The sequence below is a fragment of the Streptomyces sp. NPDC051561 genome (assembly GCF_044454195.1).
In the GTDB taxonomy this organism is placed as follows: domain Bacteria; phylum Actinomycetota; class Actinomycetes; order Streptomycetales; family Streptomycetaceae; genus Streptomyces.
In genome coordinates, this window is record NZ_JBITDM010000031.1 from 41,435 (window position 1) to 62,063 (window position 20,629).

At 72.7% G+C, this 20,629-nt stretch carries 19 protein-coding genes and 1 pseudogene; 10 read left to right on the forward strand and 10 right to left on the reverse strand.

What is annotated here, in order from left to right:
• The 10 genes from ACIA73_RS37970 to ACIA73_RS38015 all read left to right on the forward strand — a co-directional run.
• Positions 1–226, forward strand: a 226-nt coding sequence (locus ACIA73_RS37970) for a hypothetical protein (protein WP_399443548.1), incomplete at its 5' end; no start/stop codon positions are given.
• A gap of 303 nt (positions 227–529) precedes the next feature.
• Positions 530–1,597, forward strand: a complete 1,068-nt coding sequence (locus tag ACIA73_RS37975) for an AAA family ATPase (protein ID WP_399443570.1) — start codon at positions 530–532, stop codon at positions 1,595–1,597.
• Positions 1,598–1,718: 121 nt separating this feature from the next.
• Positions 1,719–3,542, forward strand: coding sequence for a VWA domain-containing protein (locus tag ACIA73_RS37980; RefSeq protein ID WP_399443549.1), 1,824 nt, complete (start codon positions 1,719–1,721; stop codon positions 3,540–3,542).
• 120 nt (positions 3,543–3,662) lie between these two features.
• The gene (locus tag ACIA73_RS37985; RefSeq protein ID WP_399443550.1) at positions 3,663–4,382 is read left to right on the forward strand and encodes a DUF317 domain-containing protein; all 720 of its coding nucleotides are present in this window, start codon (positions 3,663–3,665) and stop codon (positions 4,380–4,382) included.
• Positions 4,383–4,451: 69 nt separating this feature from the next.
• The gene (locus ACIA73_RS37990; RefSeq protein WP_399443551.1) at positions 4,452–4,835 is read left to right on the forward strand and encodes a hypothetical protein; all 384 of its coding nucleotides are present in this window, start codon (positions 4,452–4,454) and stop codon (positions 4,833–4,835) included.
• A gap of 83 nt (positions 4,836–4,918) precedes the next feature.
• Positions 4,919–5,395, forward strand: coding sequence for a hypothetical protein (locus ACIA73_RS37995; RefSeq protein WP_399443552.1), 477 nt, complete (start codon positions 4,919–4,921; stop codon positions 5,393–5,395).
• Between the two features lie 363 nt (positions 5,396–5,758).
• On the forward strand, positions 5,759–5,890 hold the full coding sequence (locus ACIA73_RS38000) for a hypothetical protein (protein ID WP_399443553.1): 132 nt from the start codon (positions 5,759–5,761) through the stop codon (positions 5,888–5,890).
• Between the two features lie 103 nt (positions 5,891–5,993).
• Positions 5,994–6,464, forward strand: a complete 471-nt coding sequence (locus tag ACIA73_RS38005; protein WP_399443554.1) for a hypothetical protein — start codon at positions 5,994–5,996, stop codon at positions 6,462–6,464.
• 42 nt (positions 6,465–6,506) lie between these two features.
• Positions 6,507–6,923, forward strand: a complete 417-nt coding sequence (locus tag ACIA73_RS38010; RefSeq protein WP_399443555.1) for a hypothetical protein — start codon at positions 6,507–6,509, stop codon at positions 6,921–6,923.
• 212 nt (positions 6,924–7,135) lie between these two features.
• Complete coding sequence (locus ACIA73_RS38015; protein WP_399443556.1) at positions 7,136–7,492, forward strand: SH3 domain-containing protein; 357 nt, start codon at positions 7,136–7,138, stop codon at positions 7,490–7,492.
• A 103-nt stretch (positions 7,493–7,595) separates the two neighbouring features.
• On the opposite strand, the pseudogene ACIA73_RS38020 reads toward ACIA73_RS38015, so the two are convergent.
• The 10 genes and pseudogenes from ACIA73_RS38020 to ACIA73_RS38065 form a co-directional block, all read right to left on the reverse strand.
• A pseudogene (locus ACIA73_RS38020) lies at positions 7,596–8,687 on the reverse strand (DUF5954 family protein).
• Between the two features lie 231 nt (positions 8,688–8,918).
• Positions 8,919–9,797 (reverse strand): hypothetical protein, encoded by an 879-nt coding sequence (locus ACIA73_RS38025; RefSeq protein WP_399443557.1) that lies wholly within the window; start codon positions 9,795–9,797, stop codon positions 8,919–8,921.
• 221 nt (positions 9,798–10,018) lie between these two features.
• A complete protein-coding gene (locus ACIA73_RS38030; RefSeq protein ID WP_399443558.1) occupies positions 10,019–10,960 on the reverse strand; it encodes an extensin in 942 nt (313 codons plus the stop codon).
• On the reverse strand, positions 10,957–11,883 hold the full coding sequence (locus tag ACIA73_RS38035) for an NlpC/P60 family protein (RefSeq protein ID WP_399443559.1): 927 nt from the start codon (positions 11,881–11,883) through the stop codon (positions 10,957–10,959). Before ACIA73_RS38035 ends, ACIA73_RS38030 begins: the two co-directional genes overlap by 4 nt.
• Positions 11,880–12,884, reverse strand: coding sequence for a replication-relaxation family protein (locus ACIA73_RS38040; RefSeq protein WP_399443560.1), 1,005 nt, complete (start codon positions 12,882–12,884; stop codon positions 11,880–11,882). Before ACIA73_RS38040 ends, ACIA73_RS38035 begins: the two co-directional genes overlap by 4 nt.
• Before the next feature lie 20 nt (positions 12,885–12,904).
• Positions 12,905–15,286: a type IV secretory system conjugative DNA transfer family protein gene (locus tag ACIA73_RS38045; protein WP_399443561.1), complete on the reverse strand. Its 2,382-nt coding sequence runs from the start codon at positions 15,284–15,286 to the stop codon at positions 12,905–12,907.
• A complete protein-coding gene (locus tag ACIA73_RS38050; protein ID WP_399443562.1) occupies positions 15,283–17,112 on the reverse strand; it encodes a VirB4 family type IV secretion system protein in 1,830 nt (609 codons plus the stop codon). The genes ACIA73_RS38045 and ACIA73_RS38050 overlap by 4 nt, the downstream gene beginning before the upstream one ends.
• Positions 17,112–18,020, reverse strand: coding sequence for a PrgI family protein (locus ACIA73_RS38055; protein WP_399443563.1), 909 nt, complete (start codon positions 18,018–18,020; stop codon positions 17,112–17,114). The genes ACIA73_RS38050 and ACIA73_RS38055 overlap by 1 nt, the downstream gene beginning before the upstream one ends.
• 21 nt (positions 18,021–18,041) lie before the next feature.
• On the reverse strand, positions 18,042–19,748 hold the full coding sequence (locus tag ACIA73_RS38060) for a hypothetical protein (RefSeq protein ID WP_399443564.1): 1,707 nt from the start codon (positions 19,746–19,748) through the stop codon (positions 18,042–18,044).
• A 329-nt stretch (positions 19,749–20,077) separates the two neighbouring features.
• Positions 20,078–20,377, reverse strand: a complete 300-nt coding sequence (locus ACIA73_RS38065) for a pilin (RefSeq protein WP_399443571.1) — start codon at positions 20,375–20,377, stop codon at positions 20,078–20,080.
• Positions 20,378–20,629: the final 252 nt, after the last annotated feature.

The window sequence follows — 20,629 nt, forward strand, 5'->3', positions numbered from 1 at the left end:
CCGTGCCGGTGGAGTTGGATTCGTGCGCGTGCTCGAATTTTTCGGGGGTGCCGGCGTTTTCGAGGGGTGCCGTGGCCTGGGATTCGGTCGTGGCCGGGCAGGGTCACGACGCTTCACGTCGCGCATTTCCGCATTCACGATAAATGCGGTCGTGAATTCGCGAGAATTCCAGCATTATCAAGGCGGAATTCATATTGAGGCGTCGCCTGGGTCGAGCTATATTTGAATTGTTCCCGGGGAAACCCGGAAATGTGAAACCTGAAAGGCAACTCCTCCGGTAAAGGCTCACGGGTGGAGTGCGCCCAAAAGGCGGCCAAATTCACGGTAAATGGATTCGCCGCCCCGCACGCAGAAAGGCCCTGTGATGACGACTCCTCCCGCCGCCGCGCCCCCGGGTGCCCCGCCCCCCGCCACCCCTCTCACCGCGCCGCCCTCCGCCCCGGGCACCGGTGTGCCTGTGCCACCGCAGGCGGGCCCCTCGCCCGCCTCGCCCGGTGGCAAGGCCCGGCCGGGTGAACTGCGGGCGAGGATCGCCCAGGTGCTCGCTGGCGATGACCGCATGACGTTCACGGTGACCGAGCTGGCGAAGGCGCTGGGGCATTCGGGCGGGGCGGTCGGCAACGCCTGCGAGACCCTGGTGGCCCGGGGTGAGGCGGAGCAGATCGGGGCGAGTCCGCGCAGGTACCGGGCCACCGCGACCACCGCCCAGGCCGCCCAGCACACCCCCGCCCCGGCCCCGCCGGGCACCTCCGGGCCGCCCCCGGCCCGCAAGGCCGCTCCGCCCGCCGCGCAGGCGGGGCGGCCGGACCCGGTGATCCGCCCCAACGGCATGGCCTACCACCCCAGGGCGCTCGCGAAGCTGCCCGATGTGGAAGCCCTGCAGAAGCTGCGTACGGCCGGGGTGGCGGTGTTGTTGTACGGGCCGCCGGGCACCGGGAAGACCTCCCTGATCGAGGCGGCGTTCCCGGATCTGGTCACGGTGGCGGGGGACGGGGACACCACGGTCGGGGACCTGGTGGGTGAGTACACCCAGGACCCGGGGGGCGGATACACCTTCGTCTACGGCCCGTTGATCACCGCCATGCAGGAGGGCCGAGCCCTGTTGTTGGACGACGCGACCCTGATCTCGCCGAAGGTGCTGGCGGCCCTGTATCCGGCGATGGACGGCCGCTGCCAGATCCAGGTCAAGGCCCACAAGGGCGAGACGATCACCGCAGCCGAAGGCTTCTACGTGATCGCAGGGCACAACCCGGGGGTGCACGGGGCGGTCCTCACCGAGGCGTTGTCCTCGCGGTTCAGTGTGCAGATCCAGGTGGGCTCCGACTACGACCTGGCCGCCTCCCTGAAGATCCAGCCCAAGGCGGTACGCATCGCCCGCCGCCTGGCCGCAGCCCAGGAGGCCGGGGATGTGGGATGGGCACCGCAGCTGCGCGAGTTGATTGCCTTCCAGAAGATCTCCGACGTGTTGGGCATGGATGCCGCGTTCGCCAACCTGGTCGGCGTGGCCCCCCTGGAGGACCGGGACACCGTGGCCCACCTGGTTTCCACCGTCACCGGACGCCCGGTGACCGCCCTGGCCCTGGGCCGCCAGCTCTAACCCGCCCCACCCCACCCCGTTCCACCACTTCGGCCCGGCCGGGCCCCGCCTGCCGTCTGCGCAGGCGGCCCCGGCCCCCCACCCCACATTTCGTACGCCCCCGTGAAGGGACTGGTCTGTCATGCCTGGATTCGACCCCGCCCACACCCCGCCCGCCCCGCCCCCACTGACCGCCGCCGAGCTGGAGGTGGCGAGGTGGGAGGACGACGGTGGCCCTGCCCACCTCCCCACCCGGACCCCGGCGGCCGAGCACTGGGCGCGGATCAGCGCCGCCCTCGGAGACCGCCTCCCGGAACTCGCCGAACGCAACGACGTCCTGGTCACCTGCGAGGAGGTCACCCGCTCCGGGGCCCCGGCCGCCTTCTTCCCCACCACCGCCGAACTCGAACTCGCCCAGGACCTGTTCGGCCGGGTACGCCCCGCCACCATCCACCCGGAACACTCCGGGGACGAGGACCGCTACCCGGTCGCCTGGGGTGCCCTCATCCACGAGGCCGCGCACGCCCGGCACTCGGTCTGGGCCACCCCGCCCCCGCTACGGGGCACCGCCCTGGGCCAGGCCGCCGAACTCCTGGAAGAATCCCGGGCCGAGCACGCCCACCTGGGCCGCCGCCCGCAGGACCGCCCCTACCTCCGCGCCACCATCCACCACGTCATCATGGGCGACCTCCAAGGCCCCCTGGGCGGCGACCGGTGGCAGGCCGGGGTGGCGGCCGGTCTGATCCTGGCCCGCCGCGACGCCGGAACCCTCGATGTGGACGAAACCGAACCCCTCGAACAAGCCCTCCTCCCGATCCTCGGCGCGGAGACCCTCACCGCCCTCGCCCGCATCTGGGCCGCCGCCCACGCCACGGGCGACACCGACGAGCAGGCCATGCTCGGCCACGCCGAGGCCTGGTGTCAGGTATTGGGGGCGGCCCCGACCAGCCCGCCACCGGACGCCCCGGGTACGGGAGTTGGCCTGGGTGAGGTGATCGGTCGGATCGTGGCCGAGGTCGCCGGGCAGGAAGTGGCCGAGGCGACCGCCCGGGCGAGGGCGGTAGCCGTACGGGAATCCCGTACCCGGGCCCGGGCGCAGCAGGCGGCGCAGCAGCGGGAGGCGGCCCGTACGGCGGAGAAGGTCTTCGCGCCCGGGGCCGCCCCGTTCACCCCGGGCCCGCCCGCCGGGAGGGGACGTAAGCAGGACCGGAAGTCCCCGGTGACCGGCACCCGCACACCCACTCCGAAGGAGAAGGCGGCGGCGGGACAGTTGGCGCGGGGGCTGCGGGCCGCCGCCTACCGCGAGCGCGCCGCCACGGTGACGATGTCGGCGTCTCCGCCGGGCCGGTTGAACATGCGCCAGGCCCTCGCCCGTGAAGCGCAAAAGGCGGCCGGGGCGACCCCCACCGCAACGCCCTGGGTGCGCACCACCTACCGGCCGACACCGACACCTCCGTTGCGGGTGGGCATTGCGGTCGACGTGTCCGGCTCGATGCAGGAGGCGGCCGACCCGATGGCCTCGGCGGCCTGGATCCTCGCGAAGGCCACCGCCCTCACCGACCCCGTCTCCCGCTCCGCGACCATCGCCTACGACCGAGCGCTCACCGCCCTTACCTTCCCCGGGCGCACCCCCGCGAGGGTGACGGAGTTCCGGGCCACCGGGCGCGGACACAGCCTCGCCGACGCCCTCGACGCCCTCGACGCCGGACTCGAACTGACCCGCCCCGGCACGGGCCGACTCGCGGTGATCGCCTCCGACGGCTGGTACACGCCCGACGAGGCCGCCCGGGCCGCCGCCCGCATCACCCACCTGCGCCGGGCCGGGTGCGCGGTGCTGTGGATCGGCTTCGACGGTGACACCCGGCCGCTGCCCGGAGCCACCCTCCTCGAAGTCACCGACCCCGCCCACGCCATCCCCGCCATCACCCGCGCCGCCACCGCCGCCCTCGCCGCAACCGGCCCCTGACCCGGGACGGCCGGGCCCCCGGGGTAGTGCGCCCCCACCCCTGCCCCGGGGCACGGCCGGGTGGCACAACCCCGGCCCCGAAACCTCCTTAACCCATGACGCCTGCAAGGGAGTTCACCCGTGACCGACCGCACCCGCACCCCGTACCTGATCACCCCCGTCTACCTCGCCGGGCCCGACCCGCACGCCACCACCACCGTGACCGAGGTCCTGGCCGCCGCCGGATGGCACGTACGCCCGCACGCCCCGGGCGTGCTCTGGGCCCCGGACGCCCGCCGGGCCGCCCGCCGCCGCACCCCGCACCCGAACCAGCCGTTCACCGAGGCCCTGGTGGTGCCCGGGCAGGTGTACGGGGGCTGGGAGTTCGCCGCCTTCCCCGCCCCCGGCCAGCCCCCGATGTGGCAGGCGAGGTTCGCCCCGGCCACCCCGCCCGAACTCACCGCCGCCTTCGCCGCCGCACTCGCCGACCCGGCCCCCGCACCCGACGGCAGGCCCCGCTACCTGGCCCCGCCCGGGTCACCGGGAGAGGCCACCAGGCCGCTGACCGCCGCCGGATGGATCTGCGACCTCGGCACCGAAGCGACCTGGTCCCCGCACACCGGACAGGCCGCCGTCATCACCCCGCCCCTCGACCCCGAGCACCGCAACGAGGGCAACTGGGTGGCCGCCGCCTGCCGGATCACCGACGCAGTGACCCTCTGGCACGCCCAGGCCACTCCACACACCCCCACCCACCTCATCACCGCCCTCTGCCGCGCACTGACCGACCCGACCCCGGTGCCCCGCCACACCCTGCCCGCCCCCGAGCACAGGGCCCGCACCGTTCCCCACCCCCGCTGAACGACCCACCACCCAGAAACCGGGGCGGGGCCGCACCCGCCCCGCCCACCAGAGAAACGAGCACCCGCCATGACGCAGCCCACCACCCCGTACAAGCCCGAGGCATACCTCGGCACCCGCCTCGCCCGCGAACTCCTGGGTGTACCCGACCCGTACACCCACCTCACGACCGCCCGGCTCTGGGGCGGGGACCGGATGAGCAAGCTGACCGGCCTGGTCCAGGAACTGATCACCGAGACCGACGCCCTCGACGAGGACGCCGAAACGGCCCTCCGCGCCCTGACCGCCACGGTCACCACCGAACGCCGCCACCTTGACGGCCCGTACGCCGACCCGGTCGCCGCCCGCACCCACGCCCTGCGCCTGGAAGAGGCCTGCACGGCCCGTGACCGCACCGCAACCTTCCTGCGCCGCCTCCTCATCAGCTACCGCACCGCCACCACCCCCGCCTAACCACAACCCCGCCCGGTGTGCCGCCCCGACCCCGGGGCGGCAGCCCACCACCCGCACATCGCACGAAAGAGAGCTGAGCTGTCATGACGAGTCTTGCCGAACGCGCGCAGTCCGCCGCCGTGTTCATCACCCACACCGCCGCCACCAGCCCGTACGGCCCCTACCGGGGCGAGGAAAGGGCCCGCACCGCGATCCGCCTCGCCAGCGTCCTCGGCCTGGGCCTTGCCCACATCACCATCGCCCCCGACAGGTTCCGCCCCCGCACCGCCCTCTGCGCCCCGGCCCTCGCCACCGTCACCTGCCCCGACACCCAGGAGACGTACACCTTCCGCGCCCGCGACCCGCTCTACGACGACGACCCGTTCGAACTCCTCGGCCCCTGCCCCGAATGCACCAACCCCGTCCCCCTCGCCGAAGTCCGCCACCTCGCCGACCTCGGCAACCACCTCACCCACGCCCCCTACAACCCCGAAGTCATCGCGGAGGCCAACAAGCTGCCCGACACCTTCTGGCTCGACTCCGGCCACACCGACACCTGCCGCTACGGCGAAGTCCTCTGACACCACCCCGCCCGAGCCCGGGGCCCCGCCACACGCGCGGCCCCGGCCCACCCCCGCATACAACGGAGCCCCCGTCATGCACAGCCCGCCCAGCCGCGTACGCGGCACCCTCAAACTCACCCAGCCCACCGCCCCCGTACGGCGGGCCCCGGCGAAAGCGCCGTACGGGCGGCCCTCGGGGACGACGGTTACGCCCTTCTGCGCACCCGCCGCCACCAGGTCCCACAAACGTCGGTCACCCTCCTCGCCGACCTGCTGTGGATCACCGCCCGGGAAGCCGACCGCCTCCACGAGCAGCTTGAACACGCCGCCCGCCAGGCCCGGGACCGGCTCACCCGCGTACTCGACGGCGGATCAGCCAGCGTGCACGGCGTCCTGAACACCTCCGGCACCCACACCGACCTCCTCGCCGCCCGCACCGCCCAACAACTCCACCAGCTCGGCGCGGTCCTCGACACCTACCGCCACGCCACCACCACCGAACCCCGCCCCTGACCACCACCCCGGGCGGGGCGCGCCCCGCCCGCCCCGCCGGAACGACCCGCCACCCGCACACCCGGCCGAACCGCCGGCCCCCCACCTCACCAGGAGTCCTCACATGCCCGTCCTCGACGACCGCTTCCGCACCCTCGTCCACAACACCCTGATCTCCGCCCGCCACACCCTGGCCCAGCACACCGACCCCGAACAGCCCGCCCTCGCCGCCGTGTTGCACGAAGCAGCGGCCACCGCCGCCCGCAAAGCCGGAACCTGCCACCCCTCCGAAACCGCCTGGCTGTGCGCCGAGGCCGCCTTCCACCTCACCCACGCCGCCGGACGCACCCCCTCCGGCCTCACCGACCCCGCCCTGCCCACCCTCCTGACCCGCCTCGACCAACGCCCCCACCCCGCCCGCCTGCGCCTCCTCGACACCGCCATCGCCCGCACCGGCCCCCTCGTCATCACCCTCCCCACCCCCGCACCCGCACGCACCACAGGCCGCCGTGCGGCGGGCAGTTGCGGGTGCGCGTGCACGACAGGCGGGTTCTGCGGCGGCTGCGGCCACGCCGGATGCGGCCGACGCCGATAACCCCCCCGCACCGCACCACACTGACCCGACTGGAGTTGCCCCATGACCAGCACCGACTACCTCGCCGACGCCGACCGGCTGATCACCGAAGCCTGGAGCCAGCCCCTGGACCAGCTGCGTGCCAGTACCGTCCCCGACCCCGTACTCACCGGCGTCCTGCGCCTGCGACAGGAACTCGCCAGCATCACCACCGACCTCTCCAACCAGCAGGCGGGAGTCCACCGCCTCACCGAACCCGGCCTCCGCCTCGACGACGAAGGGCTGCGGCACCTGAGCTGCCTCACCGAACAACTGCGCGCCGCCCACAGCAAGGCCAGTGCGTACCGGAACGCCATCGCGACACTCCTCCACGCCTTCCCCCAGGGCTACCTCGGCGAACTCCACCTCTTGCGCGCCCACCACCACACCAACACCGCCTCGGAATCCACCCCCGCCCAGCGTCCGGGCCCCGCCCACTGACCCCTACCCCCGCTCGCTGTGACCCGCCCGGTCGTCACGACTGGCGGGACACAGCCGCTCCACACCCCAGAAGCGCGACGACCGGCGACAGACGTCGTCGTCACCCGGGTGGGTGGTACTCCCTCCAAGGTGTAGATCTTCAACCCGTTTGTACGGGCGCCTCGTTGGACCGGGCACTACTCGCCCCAGATCAGCTCCAGGGAGTACCGCCCATGCCATCCACCACCGTCACCCGACTGGCCGCCGCCACGCTCGCCGCCGCCCTGCTGACCGCCGGGACGGCCACTGCGGCACCCGCCCCCGCCCAGGCTCCGGACGGCGTGCACACAGTGCGCGGCGGGGACCCGTGGTGCCACATCACCGGCTCCTCCGCGATCGTCCGCGCGAAGCCGAACGCGAAAGCTACCGCCCTGGGCGTGGTCTACCGGGGCGCGAAGTGCACCGGCTACGACTACGACCGCACCGTGACCTGGATGAAGGTCAAGATGAACAAGACCGGCCTGACGGGGTGGGTCCACCACACCCTCGTCAGCACCGACCGCGAAGAGCTCTCCCCCACCGGCCCCTGACCGACCGGGTGCGGGCGCTTCCGGGAGACACCGTCCCCCAGGGAACCGTGTCGGTGCGGGGTCCTGGCGGAGTGGGTCAGCCGGTGGCTTCCTCACCGGCGTACTAGATGGTGCCGTCCTCGAAGTGGATGTTGCCGTCCTCACCGAGGGAGGGGCGGATCTGGCTCGGCTCGTTCTGGTTGACGTCGGAAGGGCGCGGGCCTTCGGGCCCGTCAGGCCCCCAGCGCAGCAGCCGGCGGATCCGGGCGACCCGGGACACGGTCCCTTGGACCTCGATCTGGTTGAGGCGGCCGGCGCGGAGCCGGTCGACCGCCTCGGCAAGCGCCGCCAGTTCGGTGACGGCGGGGTCGGTGCCCTTGGCGGTCAGGGTGCGGGCATCGGTCTGGTGGTCGACTTCGAAGGGGATGAGGCCGCGCTTGCGGGGTTCCCACCAGGTCAGGGCGAAGTCCAGGGTCCGGCGGGCGTCGTGCGCACTGGCGTGCAGGGAACTGCCCGGGGACCAGTTCCCGCCGCTTTCGCGCTCCACGACTGCGAACGCGGCGGGCAGCAGCAGGACCTCGGGGTGGGTTTCCAGCGCCCGGTGGGATTCGGTGAGGACGGCGTCGGGGAACCGGGTGCCCGTGTATGCGAGGGTGCGCAGCGCGAGCCGTTCCGCGGCCTGGGCCGGAGTGACGGGCGCGTCCGGGTCCAGGACCAGGCCCTCATCGATCCTCGGACTCGCAACCGCACGAGCCCAGTCGGGGGTGACGGGCTCCCGGTCGGTCGGGCGGGGCTGCTCGACGTCGCCGTGGACGTCCAGGCCGACGTACTCCTTCGCTCGTACGATCCGATAGCGGGTTCCGGCCACGGTGAGTTCGTCGACGCGCTCGCTCTCCAGCCGGGCGACCGCCGCCAGCAGTGCCCGCCGCTCCGCCCGGTCACGGGCGTCGTCCTTCGCCCGAAATCACAGCAGCGAGTTCAGCCCGTCCCGGGCCTGCTGCGGACAGCCCTGCGTCACCTCGACGACCACCCGCCACCGCAGACCGTCCTCCACCCGCTGTGCGACCACTCCGAACAGCGGGCCGCGCACCCCGAGCGAACGGGTCAGCGACGCGGCATCCATCGCGTCGGCCTCCACCGCCGCTTCCACCGGCTCCACCGGAAATCGGACCACTACCGGCCACGCCCCAGCCGGTCCCGCATTGTCATGATTCATGCCGCCATCCTGGCGGGCCGCCTACGCAGGCCGGGCTGGCTCCCTGAACTCTCCGGATTCCGGGACGAATTCGGATGCCGGCCCCCTCTCGCTCTCGTGGGCACCGGTCGGGGGGCACATGCAGGCCGCCCCGGCCCCGGGATGGCCGCCCGGCGGCGGACCGGGGGCATGAGAGCGGGCCTTGCACCCCCGAGGGAGGGGGTGCAAGGCCCGTGGGCGGCCGGGGGCGGATTACTGGGAGCTGCCGGGGGTGGTGTGGCGGTAGGTACGGGGGCGTTCGCTGACCTGTTCGGCGAAACCCTGCTTCGTGAGGGTGACCAGGGCGTTCGCGATGGCTCCGGAGGAACGGTCGATCACCCTGCTGATCCCGGTGGCGGTGAACGCCTCGTCGGGGTGGGCGGTGAGGTGGTCGATGACCATCTGCCGCAGTCCGCCCGGCGCGAGCCGCTTACCGCCCGTCGGTACCGCCGGGGGTGCGGGCTCCGGCATGACCGGGGCACTCGCTGCCGGGGGTGCGGGCGAGGCGGGGCCGGGGACGGAGGTGTCGGCCTGTACCGCGGCCGGGCCGGTGGTCGGCCCGGCCGGGGGCGCTTCGCTGGCCTCACTGCCGGGGGGCGGGGCGGCATGGGCGGTGTCCGGGGTCTCTGTAGGCGTGCTGGTGGAGGATTCCGGGGCGGGGGATTCGCTTGCGTTGCTGCCCGTGCCCGGGGCAGGCGGGGCCGCGTCGGCGTTCTCGTCGGAGTCCAGTGCGCTGCTGGCCTCGGGCAGGGCAGCAGGCGGCACGGCCGTTTCCGCGACGAGGGGTTCTGCCGTGGCCGGGGTGGGAGCGGGCTGCCAGCGGTCGGGGGTGCGGCGGGCTCCGTCGTGGCCACCGGGGATGCGGGTGGCGAGGCCGTGTTCTTCGAGGGTGACGAGGGCTTTTCCGGCGGTGGAGCGGCCGAGGCCGGCGGCGAGGGCGAGCGCGGCGGTGGTGGCCGGTTCGGTCAGGGCCGTGAGTTCGGTGAACAGGGTGGCGGGTGCGCCGGTGAGTCCGCTCAACGGCTCGGCAGCGGTGGCCGGTTCCGGGATGGCGCGGAGGGGGCGGGGAGCGGGGTGGGTGGTCTTGGACATGGTGGGGCCTCGTTCTTCCCGGTGGTGCGGATGGAAGGGGGTCCCCGGCCGGGGGTGTGACCGTGCGTAGAGAGAGCGTGGTCACGGATTGCCGGTACGGGCGGCGTGTACGGCGCGGTGTGTGCCCGTCCAACGACCACCATGGACGCTCCGCTTCACCCGCAAGTCAAGCCCGGTGTGCGGGGGTTGCGATACGGGCCGGTCAGATGCGTCGTAGCTGGTCAAGAGAGCGGCGGCGGGCCGGTGGCGGGCGGTGGGTCGGTCGGCCGGTCGGTGAGGAGCTGGGTGCGGAGCTGTTCGGCGCGGGCCGGGCCGATGTGCAGATCGGTGCGCAGCCGCCATGCGCTCACCGGCCGCCCGGTGGCGGCACGTGCCGCCGTGTCGAGTGCGCGGGCGCGCTCCCACAGATCGGTGTCGGTCGGCCCGTCGCCGTTCGGTCGGTCCCGGTCGGCCGGGCGGCCGTGATGATGCGTGGCGGGGCCCGTGGGGGACCTGCCGCCGCCCGGCCCGGGCTCCGGTACGCGTGGTTCGGATGACGTGCCGGAACGGGCCGGATGCGGGGGCGGGCCCGGCACGGCGGGGCCGGGCAACGGGGAAGCGGGTGCGGAGAGTTCACCGGATCGGTCGGATCTGTCCGGTTTCGGCCCGTACGGGGCAGGAGCGGCGCTAGGATCGGCGGAGCCGATCTGCGTCAGCAGCGGAGCGACCGTACGGCGGTAAGCCGCGGTGGTTTCGGTCAGCAGTACCAGCAACACGGTCGGTACTCCGTGCAGGACGATCCCGGCCGTATCGGGGGCGGTCGGCCAGCCGAACGCCCCCGATACGTGGCCGGTCGGTGAGTCGGTCGGGTCGGTCGGCCAGATCGACTCCCAGGTGTTCATCAGGGTGGCAGCAGTACCGGTGAACCAGCGCAGGGCGGCCGACCAGGCCGGCGGGCGGAGGTTCCAGGCGGCGAGGCGGGCGTCTGCATACAGGACCGCGGCCAGCGCCAGGGCGACCATCGGGTCCAGGAGCAGCGCGATCGGCCACGGCACACCCCGGCTGGTAGCGAACAGGGTGACGTTGACCGCGGTGAACACCAGGGCGAGCGTGGCCACCCCGGCCAGCGCCCGGGTGAGCGCGGTGAGCAGGGCCTGGGCCTCGGCTGGGGTGGGTGCGCTCATTGTGAAGTGCCCTGGTTAGACGGTCTGGTGGCTCCGAGGTAGTCCTTCCAGCGGTAGTCCTCGGTGCGGACGACGGACCTTCGGTTGGGGGCGTTGATCATCTGCTGGTTGCCGATGTAGAGGCCGACGTGGTGGATGCGGCCGGGGGTGCCGTAGAAGACGAGGTCGCCGGGGAGCAGGGGCTGCCCGGCCGGGACCTTGGGGGTGGCCTGGTACTGGGCCTGGGCGACGCGGGGCAGGGTGATGCCGGCGGCACCGTAGGCGGCCTTCGTCAGCCCCGAGCAGTCGAAGCCGCCCTCGGCCGGGCCGTCACCGCCCCACACGTACGGGGTCCCGAGCTGGGCCCGCGCGAACGCAACGGCCTTACCGGCCGCACCGGTTGCCGGAACAGCCGTGGCGGCGTACTCGTCGGCGATTTTCAGGACCTGGTTCACGTATTCGTCGCTGTGGTTGTAGTGCCAGATCGACCTCCGCAGGTTCTTCCCGTCTTTGGCCCCGTTCGCGCAGAGCAGGCGGGCGGCGGCGAACACCGCGTCGACGGGGTCCCAGGGCGTGGGTGGGTACCTCCCGCCCGGCGGCACCGGGTACGCGTACATCGGGAACGTGGAGGGGAGAAACTGCATCGGCCCCACTGCCCCCGCCGAGGACACCATCGTCGGGTGCCGTCCGTGGTCCGTCTCGACCTTCCCGATCGCGGCGAGCACCGTCCAGGACAGGCCGGGGCACTCCGGTGCAGCCCGCCGGTACAGGGCCAGCATCGGTGCCGGAATGTCCGACGTGGCATGGGCACTTGGTGCGGCTGATGCGCCGCCCCCGCCGGGGAGCAGGGACCCGAAGGCCGCGGCGATGACGAGCGCGGCGAGCAGCGGCAAGGCGACGACCGCGCAGCCGATGCCTCCCGCTGTCTTGGCGAGTGCGTTCATGCTGTGCCGGGTGTCGGCGGGCGGGGCGGTGTGGGGTGCCAGGGGAGCGGTGCGTGGCGGCCGGAGGCGGGAGCGGGGGCGGGGGCGGGTAGAAGGCTGGTGTCGGTGAGAGCGGGGGTGATGTCGGGCCAGTGGGCGGCGAGTTGGGTCGGGGTGAGCCGTCCGGTGGGGGGTGGGTTCAGGGGGAGCCAGATGGGGTGGGTGGGTGAGCCGAGTTGTGTGTTGGTGGTGGCGACGGGAAGGTCGAGGCGGTCGGCGGAGTCGGCGAGGCGTTGGCGGATCGCGGTCTCTCGGCGGGCGCCGGCCGTGTGGATGAGGAGGAGGGTACGGGTTCCGGTGGTGGCGGCGAGAGCGGCGTAGCCGGGCAGTTTCGCTTCCAGGCGGGCGAGGTTGTAGGAGCCGGTGTCGTACTCCAGGAAGAAGGGGAGAAGGCGGCTGCCGTCGGGTGCGGTGGTGTGGGCGTAGGCGTCGGGGTGGACCCAGTCGCCCCACAGGCGGGTGGCGGAGCGTTCGGAGAGCCAGACGGGGAGGGTGGTGTGGGTGGCGAGGTGGGTGAGGAGGGTGTTGACGCCGAGGGTGTGTTCCAGGGTGGGGGAGAAGGCGGTGCGGGCGCAGTTGTCTTTGCGCCAGCCGGTGGCGGGGAGGTCGACTCCGGCCTGGGCGGCGAGGAGTTCGGCTCCGGCTTTGCCGAGGGTGTAGTGCTCGGGGGCGGAGCCGCGGGTGCGCAGGGGGCGGAAGGAGTCGAGGACGCCCATGAAGTAGAGGTCGCGCAGGCGGCGGTTGGCGGTGCGCTGGCAGGGGAACGCGAGGGCGGCGATGTGGCGCGAGGTGAGGACCTTGTGCTCGTGGAGCATGCGGATGAGCCAGAGGTCGCGTGGGGTGAGGCGGGTGGCGAGCTGGGCGAGGTCGGTACGCGCCCGGGAGGGCTGGGGGGGACGGCGTCGCCGGGTGGCGGCCCGGGGAACGTAGCCCGGGTTGGGCTGTGGAGTTGTCGTGGGCATGACCTGAACTCCCTGGGGTGTCAGAGGGGGAGGTAGGTGGAGCGGCTGGTGGTGCCGCCGACCCGGCGGGCTGCGGCGGCGCGCAGTTCGGTGGAGCGGCCGGGGACCGCCGGTGGCAGGGGCCGGGTGGTGAGGGTGAACGCGCTCGATTCGGCGCCGTCGGCGAGGAGGTGGGCGGCGGCCTGGTAGGGGCCGAGGTGGGAGAGGTCGTGGGCGCCGAGGGTGGGGAGGGTGTGGCGTTCGAGGGCGTTGGCGTCTTCGGGGGAGGTGTTGAAGAAGACTCTGTTGCGGGCGTTCGCGGAGATGCCTTCGCGCAGGTCGCGGGGGAGCTGGGCGAGGTGCTGGTGGGCGAGGTTCATGGCGAGGCGGTAGCCGCGCGCCTCGGCGAGCATGTCCTCCAAGGGGTAGGGCAAGTTGAGGAAGTTGTGCGCCTCGTCGATGTAGAGGCCGGCGTCGATGCGGTCCTTTTCGGGAGTACGGGCGCGGGCGGAGGCGGCCTGCCAGGTCTTGGCGACGATGAACGAGCCGAGCAGCCGCGTGGTCTCCTCGCCGAGCGCCCCTTTGGGGAGGCGGGCGAGGAGGATGCCGCCGTCGAGGACGTCGGGCAGGTGGAAGGTGGACTCGCCGGAGGCGATGGCCTGGCGGGCGAAGGAGCGCAGCAGGAACGCGCGGAGCTTGTTCATGATCGGGCCGACGACTGCCGCGCGGGAGGGTTCTGAGAGGGATTCGTACCAGGTCCAGAAGCCGCGCAGGACGGGGTCTTTGATGGTGGGGATCATGCGGATGCGGTACGCACTCTCGCCGAGCAGTCGCGGGATGTCGGCGAGCGTGACCAGGCGGTTGGTGGCCTGGGCGTGGCGCAGGAGGGTGAGGCAGGCGGCGCGCATGATGTCGTCGGTGCGCGGGCCCCAGAACGCGGAGAAGATGCGGCGGAAGATGCCGGTGATGTTGTCGACGACGACGTCGATGTCCTCGCCGTCCAGGACGTTGAGGCAGGGCGGGGTGTGCGGGTCGTCGGGGTCGATGACCACCAGGCGATCCGCACAGGAGGCGGGGAGGCGCTGCAGGAGGTCGGTGACCAGGTCGCCCTTGGGATCGACGACGATCGCACCGCGCCCGTGGGCGACGTCGTCCAGGACGAGGTGGGCGATCAGAGTGGACTTGCCGGAGCCGGTCGCGCCCATGAGGTGCAGGTGCTGGCGGGCATCGGAGACCGCGAGGCCGACCGGGCGGCGGGTGCCGGTGTCGGAGTGGCCGAGCGGCTTGATGCCGGGGCCGGGCTGCGGCACGGCCGGGGGCGGGGCCACCGAGCGGGCGCCGGCACGGGCGAGGCCGGGGGCGTCCGCGTCGCAGGGGAGGTGGGCGAGGGCAGCGAGTTCGGGCACCGACAGCAGCTTGCCTCGTCCGGTGAACTGCCGTCCGGTGAGGAGTGGTTGAGGGGTACGCAGGCGGTGGCGGGCCAGCCAGTTGCGGGCGGCATAGAGAGAGAAGGCGGAGGCGATCGCGTGCGCCCGGCCGCGGAGACGGGCTGGGCCGCCTTCTGTTTTGGCGGGACAGGCGACGGCGTAGCGGATCTGGACGTCCCACTGTGGGCCGGTGAGTTTGCCGACGCCCTGGCGTACCTCTGCTCCGTGGGAGGGGTCGACGGGGGTGGGGGCGGTGCGTTGCGGTGCGTGGGCGAACAGCCGGAAGAGGGCGGAGAGGCGTGGTCCGGTGTGGCCGGCCTTGTGGCGGCGGGCGCTGTGGCGGGCACGGCGCAGCCGGGCACCCGTCGCGGGCCGGGCGAGTATCTGAACGAGGGCATGTTCGTCGTCGGCCATGCCGGTGGCGGCCTGGAGGAGCGGGCGCAGCGGATCTTCCTTGTGATCCGTACGCAAGGGGAGGACTTCCGGGCGGGCCAGGCGCAGCGCTCCGGCTGTGCAGGCGTACGTGACGGGGAACGGTTCGGCGGTGGTGCTGAGGGTGGTGTGGGCGCCGGGCCAGGCGGCCTCGACCGCGCGGCGTACGAGGGCGGTGGGCAGGGTGCCGGGGAGCCACATTCGTACGGTTAGGCCGTGGGTGTTCCAGGCGTACTCGAAACCGACGTGCGGCTGGCCATGGAGAAGTCGCTGGTGCCAGGGGCGGAGCAGGCCCGAGAGCTGCGCCCAGAGGACTTCGCCGCCCTTGGGCGGGACGGTGGGAGGGGCCAGGATCGTCACCAGCTGGGCGCCGTCGGCGAAGGCCTGCTGCCGATGGGCACGCACCTTGCCGCGCAGCAGTGCCGTCCCACCCGCACCGGCGGCGACGGCGGGAGTCAGCCATGGCCAGGCCTCGGCTGCGAACCCGGCCCCGCTCTCCCACAGGGTGACCCAGAAGAGGTCCGGGTCAGTGAGGAAGCCGCCGAGCGGCCCACCCGTACTCACGGTTCGAGGCCCGTCAGATCCGGCAGCCCGAATGGATCATCCGCACTGCTCTCCACCGCATCGGCGGATTCCTGGAGTTCGGCCGGATCGGTGGTGATCAGTGCGTGCTCGACCTCGGAGGCGACCGGGGTGAAGGAGATCTTCGTACGCCCTGACAGCAGCAGCGCGCAGCCCCGCGGCGCGGACAGCAGATGATGACGCTCGCCGCACGAGAGGTGAAAGGCGGTGGCGATCGTGTCAATGGCCTGCGGGGCCTGGCGCATGAGGAGTTGGGTGGCGGCGTTGGAGACGATCGCCCGCCCCAGATCGGTGGCGAGGACGTCGTCGCCGTCTTGGGTGACGACGGCGAGCCCGGCCCAGTGCTTGCGGGCGGCCTTGGCCATCCGGAACAAGAATTGCGCCCCGGGCCCGTAGCGCATCAGCGTCCACGCCTCGTCGACCACCACCAGTCGCTTGCGCCGTACCCCGCTGTGGGCGACCTGCCGCCAGATCGCATCCAGCGCCAGCAGCATGCTCGCGGCCTTCAGCTCCTCCGGGGTCTCCCGCAGCGCGAACACCACCAGATGCCCGGTGGGGCGGGTGGTGGTCGGCCCGTTAAAGAGCTGCCGGTGCGAGCCGTTCACGTACGGATCGAGGCGTACGGCGAGTGTCTGGGCGGCGTCCTCGCTCATCGCGGCGAGCTGTGCGGCAAGGTCGGCGAGCAGCGGGGCCGGACGCGCCCACGTGCCGGGATCGGAGGTGATGCCGGCCTGCTGGTACGTGGCCAGCACCGCCCGGTCGAGGACCGCGCGCTCCGCCGCGTCGAGTTCTGCGCCGAGGAGGACTGCCAAGAAGGTGTGCAGGAACAGCACCCGCCGCGTCAGCACGTCCGCCGACGTATCGGCGTGCGCGGGCAGGTCGAAGGGGTTGAGCCGCACTGTCGGTTCGCCGAGGCGGATGATGCTGCCGCCGACCGCCTCGGCCAGCGTGAGGTACTCGTCCTCCGGGTCGATGACCATCGCCTCGGTGCCGGTGAACAGCAACCGCAGCAGCTCCAGTTTCGTCAGGTACGACTTCCCGGCCCCGGAGCGGGCGAGGGTGACGGAGTTGTAGTTGTCCTGCGCGAAGCGGTCCCACAACACCAGGGAACCGCTGGAGGTGTTGAGCCCGTAGAGCACCCCGCCCGTCTCCATCGCCACCTCGGCGGGCAAGTCGGGGGAAGCGAACGGGAAACAGGTGGCGAGCGCTTCGGTGTCGAAGGTGCGCCGCACCTTGAGGGTGTCCAGACCGAGCGGCAGGGTGGCCAGCCAGCCGGGCAGCGCCCGGTAGGTCGCCGGGGCGGTGCTCACCAGGAGGGACTCGGCGAGCGCGCGCACGGAGGCCACCTCGTCGGCCAGCTCCTCCTCGCTCTGCGCATACATGGTCAGGTACAGGCCGAGGCGGAAGAGCTTCCCCTCACCCCGTGCGATCCGGTACGCCAGCTCGGCGGCGTCCGCCGCTGCGGCCTCGGTGTCCGGGTCGTCCAGGCGGCTCCTGTCCATCCCGGTGCGACGGGACGACTCCAGACGGGCCCGCTGCTTCTTCAACTGCTGGGCGGCCAGGGCACTGGCGACCGGTTCGATGTGCAGGGCAACATCCAGGCGGCCCGGGTAGGTGAGGAGCGGGTCGAGCCAGCCGGGCACAACCTCGGCCGGGTAGCCGGTGACCACCAGCGTGGCGGCGAGGTGACCGCCGACGGCGAGGGTACGGGCGTGCACCTCGACGGCCTCCGGCCCCATCGCAGCCAGTACCTCGCCCGCATCCGCGGCCCGTTCGGGCGTGGTGCGGCGGCGCATCGTAAGGAACATCAGCAGGCCCCTTCCATCGGTGTGGCCTCAGGGTCGGCGGCCAGCCGCAGTACCTCACCGGCCCCGAGGTGGTCGAGTGCGGTCACGGTGATCTCGGCGGCCTCCAGTGCGCGGGCGGCTTCGGCGAGGCGGTGGGCTGCACGGGGGCCACCGGAGGCGGCGGGTTCGCGGGTGGCGAGCAGGACCTGGCGGGTGAGGAGGTCACGGTCAGCGGCCAGGGAGTCAAGGAAGCCGGCATGCGCGAGGGCAGCCTGTTCCAGGGCCGGGTGGGGGAGCGCTGGGGCGGTGGAGGTGAGGTCGTCGACGAGCGGGCCGACGTCCAGGCGGTGCGCGCGGACCAGGAGCTGGGTGGGGCCGGTGAGGGAGTTCAGCCAGCGGGCGAACGCGTCGGTCAGCGCCTGCTGCTCCCCGCCGGTCCGCAGCGCGAAGTTCAGCGTGGAGCACACCGCCAGGGCGGTCCGGCCGTCGTGGCCGAGGTCGAGGGTGCCGGTCTCGGACACCTCCCGGCACGGCAGCCGCAGTACTGCCGACGGGCCGCCTGTCTGGGTGCGCCATGCGGCGGGGACGGCGCGGGGGAGGGTAGGTAGGCCTTCGGGGGCGTGGACGTGGCGCTTGGGGGAGCGATGGAAGCGGACGGCGGCCAGCAGGAGGTGGTCCAGGCCGATGCCGTCGCGCCGGCCAACCGCAATCATGGTCACCACCAGAGCCACCGGCGTGACCAGGGCGGCGTAGGCGAGCGGGTGCATCAGAGTGCGGGTGGCCCAGTAACCCCCGTACAGGACAAGGCTGCAGACGGTGAGGATTGCCGTTTGCCGGGCGGTCAGCGGACCTAGAACTTGATCACTTTTCGCCACGTCGGCGGGGATGCGGGCGGGGTGGACGATCTCGTCATCGGCGGGAGCGTTCATGAGGGAGATCAGCCTCCAGGGTCAGGGCGAGCGGGGTGGTTCGAGGGGCAGGCGCAGCTGTACGGGGCGGGAGGGGCGGACCCGGACCCGTGGCGCGGGGACGGGCAGCGTCGTCTGGCGGCCTCGAACTGCGGGAGGGACGGGGGGTATGGGCTGTGCGGGTGGAGGTGTGGGGCGGGGGTGTCGGGTGGCAGGGATGGGGAGGTGGGTCTGGGTGGGGCGCGGTGGGCGGGTGGGGACGCGGGATGCCGGGACGGGGAGGGCGAGTTGCTGTCGGCGGCGTGCGGCGGAGGGGTGGGGCACGGCAGTTGTCCCTGGTGGGGTACGTCGGCGGGGAGCCCCGGAGGCGAGCCGGCTCGATGCACGAGGACCGGATGGTGCGGGAGCCGGAGGCGTGGGGGTAGAGGTGGAGATGGGGGTGGGGGTGGTGCGGGCCCAGGACGGGGTAGGCCGCCGCGGTGTCGGCGTCCCGGTCGTCCCTGAAGGGCTGCCTGCTCCGGAGGAAGCGGGTGCGCCGGTACCGGCGGGGGCCGGGGCGCCGGGCTGACCGGTGCGGTTGCGACGCTGGGCGAGGAGCAACCGCCCCCGGCGCAGGGCGTATCCGGCGACGCCACCCGGCGTCGGGCGGGGCACCCGGGTGCCCCTACCACCGGGGCGTCCCCCTCCGCCGCCGGGACGGCCCCCACCACGCAGTCCGCCCAGCAAGCCGCCACTGCCACCGCCACCTCCGCCGCGCCGTCCGGGGCTGCGGCGCAGGAGGGTGGCTGATCCGGGGACGGCGCGGTTGAGGAGGCGCCACATGGCGACGGACTGGAGCATCCGCAATGGCCCGGGGAGCCCGGTGGGGACTGGGGTGGAGCGGAAGACGACCTGCATGCACCAGCCAGGAATCTTGAACAGCACCAAGAACAGCGCCAGCCCCGCGAGCATCGTCCCCAGCTGGTTCGGCTTGGGGAAGCCGAGGAGGGTCGCACCCGGGGCGAAGAACAGCTTCAGGGCGACGATGAAGGTCATGGACTGGGCGACCTGGATCGTCAGGCACCCGGCCAGCGCCTTCCACCACAGCTTCGCGAGCGGGTCGGAGACGGGGTGGGCGTGGCAGGCCAGCGCGAGCGGCCCGCTGACGGCGAGGACGGCGATGACCGCGACCCGCACGAGGTAGCCGACCAGGACGGCCAGGATCAGCACGATCATCACGGCGCAGATCAGCAGCCCGTACAGCTTCAGGCCGCTGACTCCGAAGAGGGCGAACGGAATGACCCGCTCGACGAGACCCTTGCCCGCATCACTGAGGTCGGTGCCCATGACCGCGTACGAGAGTGCGTTGGCCAGGTCGATGGCGTAGCCCACGACGGTCAGCGACATGGACGAGGCGCACATCCCCACCACCAGACGGGGCGCGATCTGCTTCAGCGCGTACCGGGTCTGGAGGGTCTCGTGGCCCATGACGGTCAGCCCGCCCGCGGTGACGAACAGGACGTAGATGCCGGACGTGATCGCCATCGAGCCCGCCCACAGCCGCTGGATGTCGGCCTGCTTCGTGATCTCAGGGGTGGCGAGGAGGGTGCTGGCGAGGAGCTCGCGGACCGGCTTCATGATCTGCTCGATGAGCATGCCGAGGAACGAGGTGACCGCGTTCACGATCATTGCGGGGATGTCGATCAAAGGGCTGAGGGGGTTGAGGTTGAAGCCGCCGCTGTTGCCCTCGTCGCAGTCGGTGCCGTTCACCTCGCACGCCGGACGCGTCGGCCCGGGAGCTGGAACCGACGGTGGCGGCACCGCAGGCGAGGACGGTGGGGAGGGCGGGCCCGGCGCCGGGGTTGGGCCGGGCGCGGGTTCCGGGCTGGGTAGAGTCGGGGAGTTCGGATTGGCGGGAGGAGGGCCGGGGCCCGGGGCTGGAGGCGGTGGAGGGGCGGCTGGGGCGAGCACATGCGGCACGCTGGCGTCCGCAGGCGGAGCGCCGGTGATAACCACCAGCAGGGTCGCTGCGGTGAGCAGTACGAGGGCCGCCACCTGCCGGAGAGCCGCGGTTGAGTGAGACGGGGCGGGTTTCCTGGTCATTCCGCCCCCACGATGGTCTTGAGCACGGTCACCAGTACCGGGGCGAGGATCGCCAGCCCGTAGCCGATGGCTGCCGCCTTCAACGCCCGCTTCGCCGACTCAACTTCACCCGGGTCGCCGCCGGCCATCAGGTAGCGCAGCCCGCCGAAGGTCAGGAACAAGGTCGCCAACCCGGCAAGCAGCCCCACGATCGTGTTCGTCAGATTCGTGATGACCTGCGGAATCGTGGCCACCGCCCACGCCGAGCCCGAATCCGCCAGCACCGCAGCACACGCCACTGCCACGACGCACAGCACACGAGCAGCAAGCAGCCCCAGCCGACGGAGCGGAGGACGGCGGGCCCTCGCCCGCCACCAGGTCACCAACGCGAGCACGCGGAACACCTCCAACACAGTGAGCGGGCAGGGGAGTACAGGGCGGCGGCACACCAGGCACCAGCCGAAGAACGGAGAGGGAGACGGAGCCCCTGGGGTCAGGGCTGGCCCGCGGCGGCGCATCACCTCCTTCATCAGGGGAGGCACGCGACGCGCGTGGGGTGGGTGTTCGGG

What these genes read in the sequence shown, in the direction of transcription:
- ACIA73_RS37980 (WP_399443549.1), top strand. Translation starts at nt 1,719, where the DNA reads ATGCCTGGATTCGACCCCGCCCACACCCCGCCCGCCCCGCCCCCACTG.
- ACIA73_RS37990 (WP_399443551.1), top strand. Translation starts at nt 4,452, where the DNA reads ATGACGCAGCCCACCACCCCGTACAAGCCCGAGGCATACCTCGGCACC.
- ACIA73_RS37995 (WP_399443552.1), top strand. Translation starts at nt 4,919, where the DNA reads ATGACGAGTCTTGCCGAACGCGCGCAGTCCGCCGCCGTGTTCATCACC.
- ACIA73_RS38005 (WP_399443554.1), top strand. Translation starts at nt 5,994, where the DNA reads ATGCCCGTCCTCGACGACCGCTTCCGCACCCTCGTCCACAACACCCTG.
- ACIA73_RS38010 (WP_399443555.1), top strand. Translation starts at nt 6,507, where the DNA reads ATGACCAGCACCGACTACCTCGCCGACGCCGACCGGCTGATCACCGAA.
- ACIA73_RS38015 (WP_399443556.1), top strand. Translation starts at nt 7,136, where the DNA reads ATGCCATCCACCACCGTCACCCGACTGGCCGCCGCCACGCTCGCCGCC.
- ACIA73_RS38025 (WP_399443557.1), bottom strand. Translation starts at nt 9,797, where the DNA reads ATGTCCAAGACCACCCACCCCGCTCCCCGCCCCCTCCGCGCCATCCCG.
- ACIA73_RS38030 (WP_399443558.1), bottom strand. Translation starts at nt 10,960, where the DNA reads ATGAGCGCACCCACCCCAGCCGAGGCCCAGGCCCTGCTCACCGCGCTC.
- ACIA73_RS38035 (WP_399443559.1), bottom strand. Translation starts at nt 11,883, where the DNA reads ATGAACGCACTCGCCAAGACAGCGGGAGGCATCGGCTGCGCGGTCGTC.
- ACIA73_RS38040 (WP_399443560.1), bottom strand. Translation starts at nt 12,884, where the DNA reads ATGCCCACGACAACTCCACAGCCCAACCCGGGCTACGTTCCCCGGGCC.
- ACIA73_RS38050 (WP_399443562.1), bottom strand. Translation starts at nt 17,112, where the DNA reads ATGTTCCTTACGATGCGCCGCCGCACCACGCCCGAACGGGCCGCGGAT.
- ACIA73_RS38055 (WP_399443563.1), bottom strand. Translation starts at nt 18,020, where the DNA reads ATGAACGCTCCCGCCGATGACGAGATCGTCCACCCCGCCCGCATCCCC.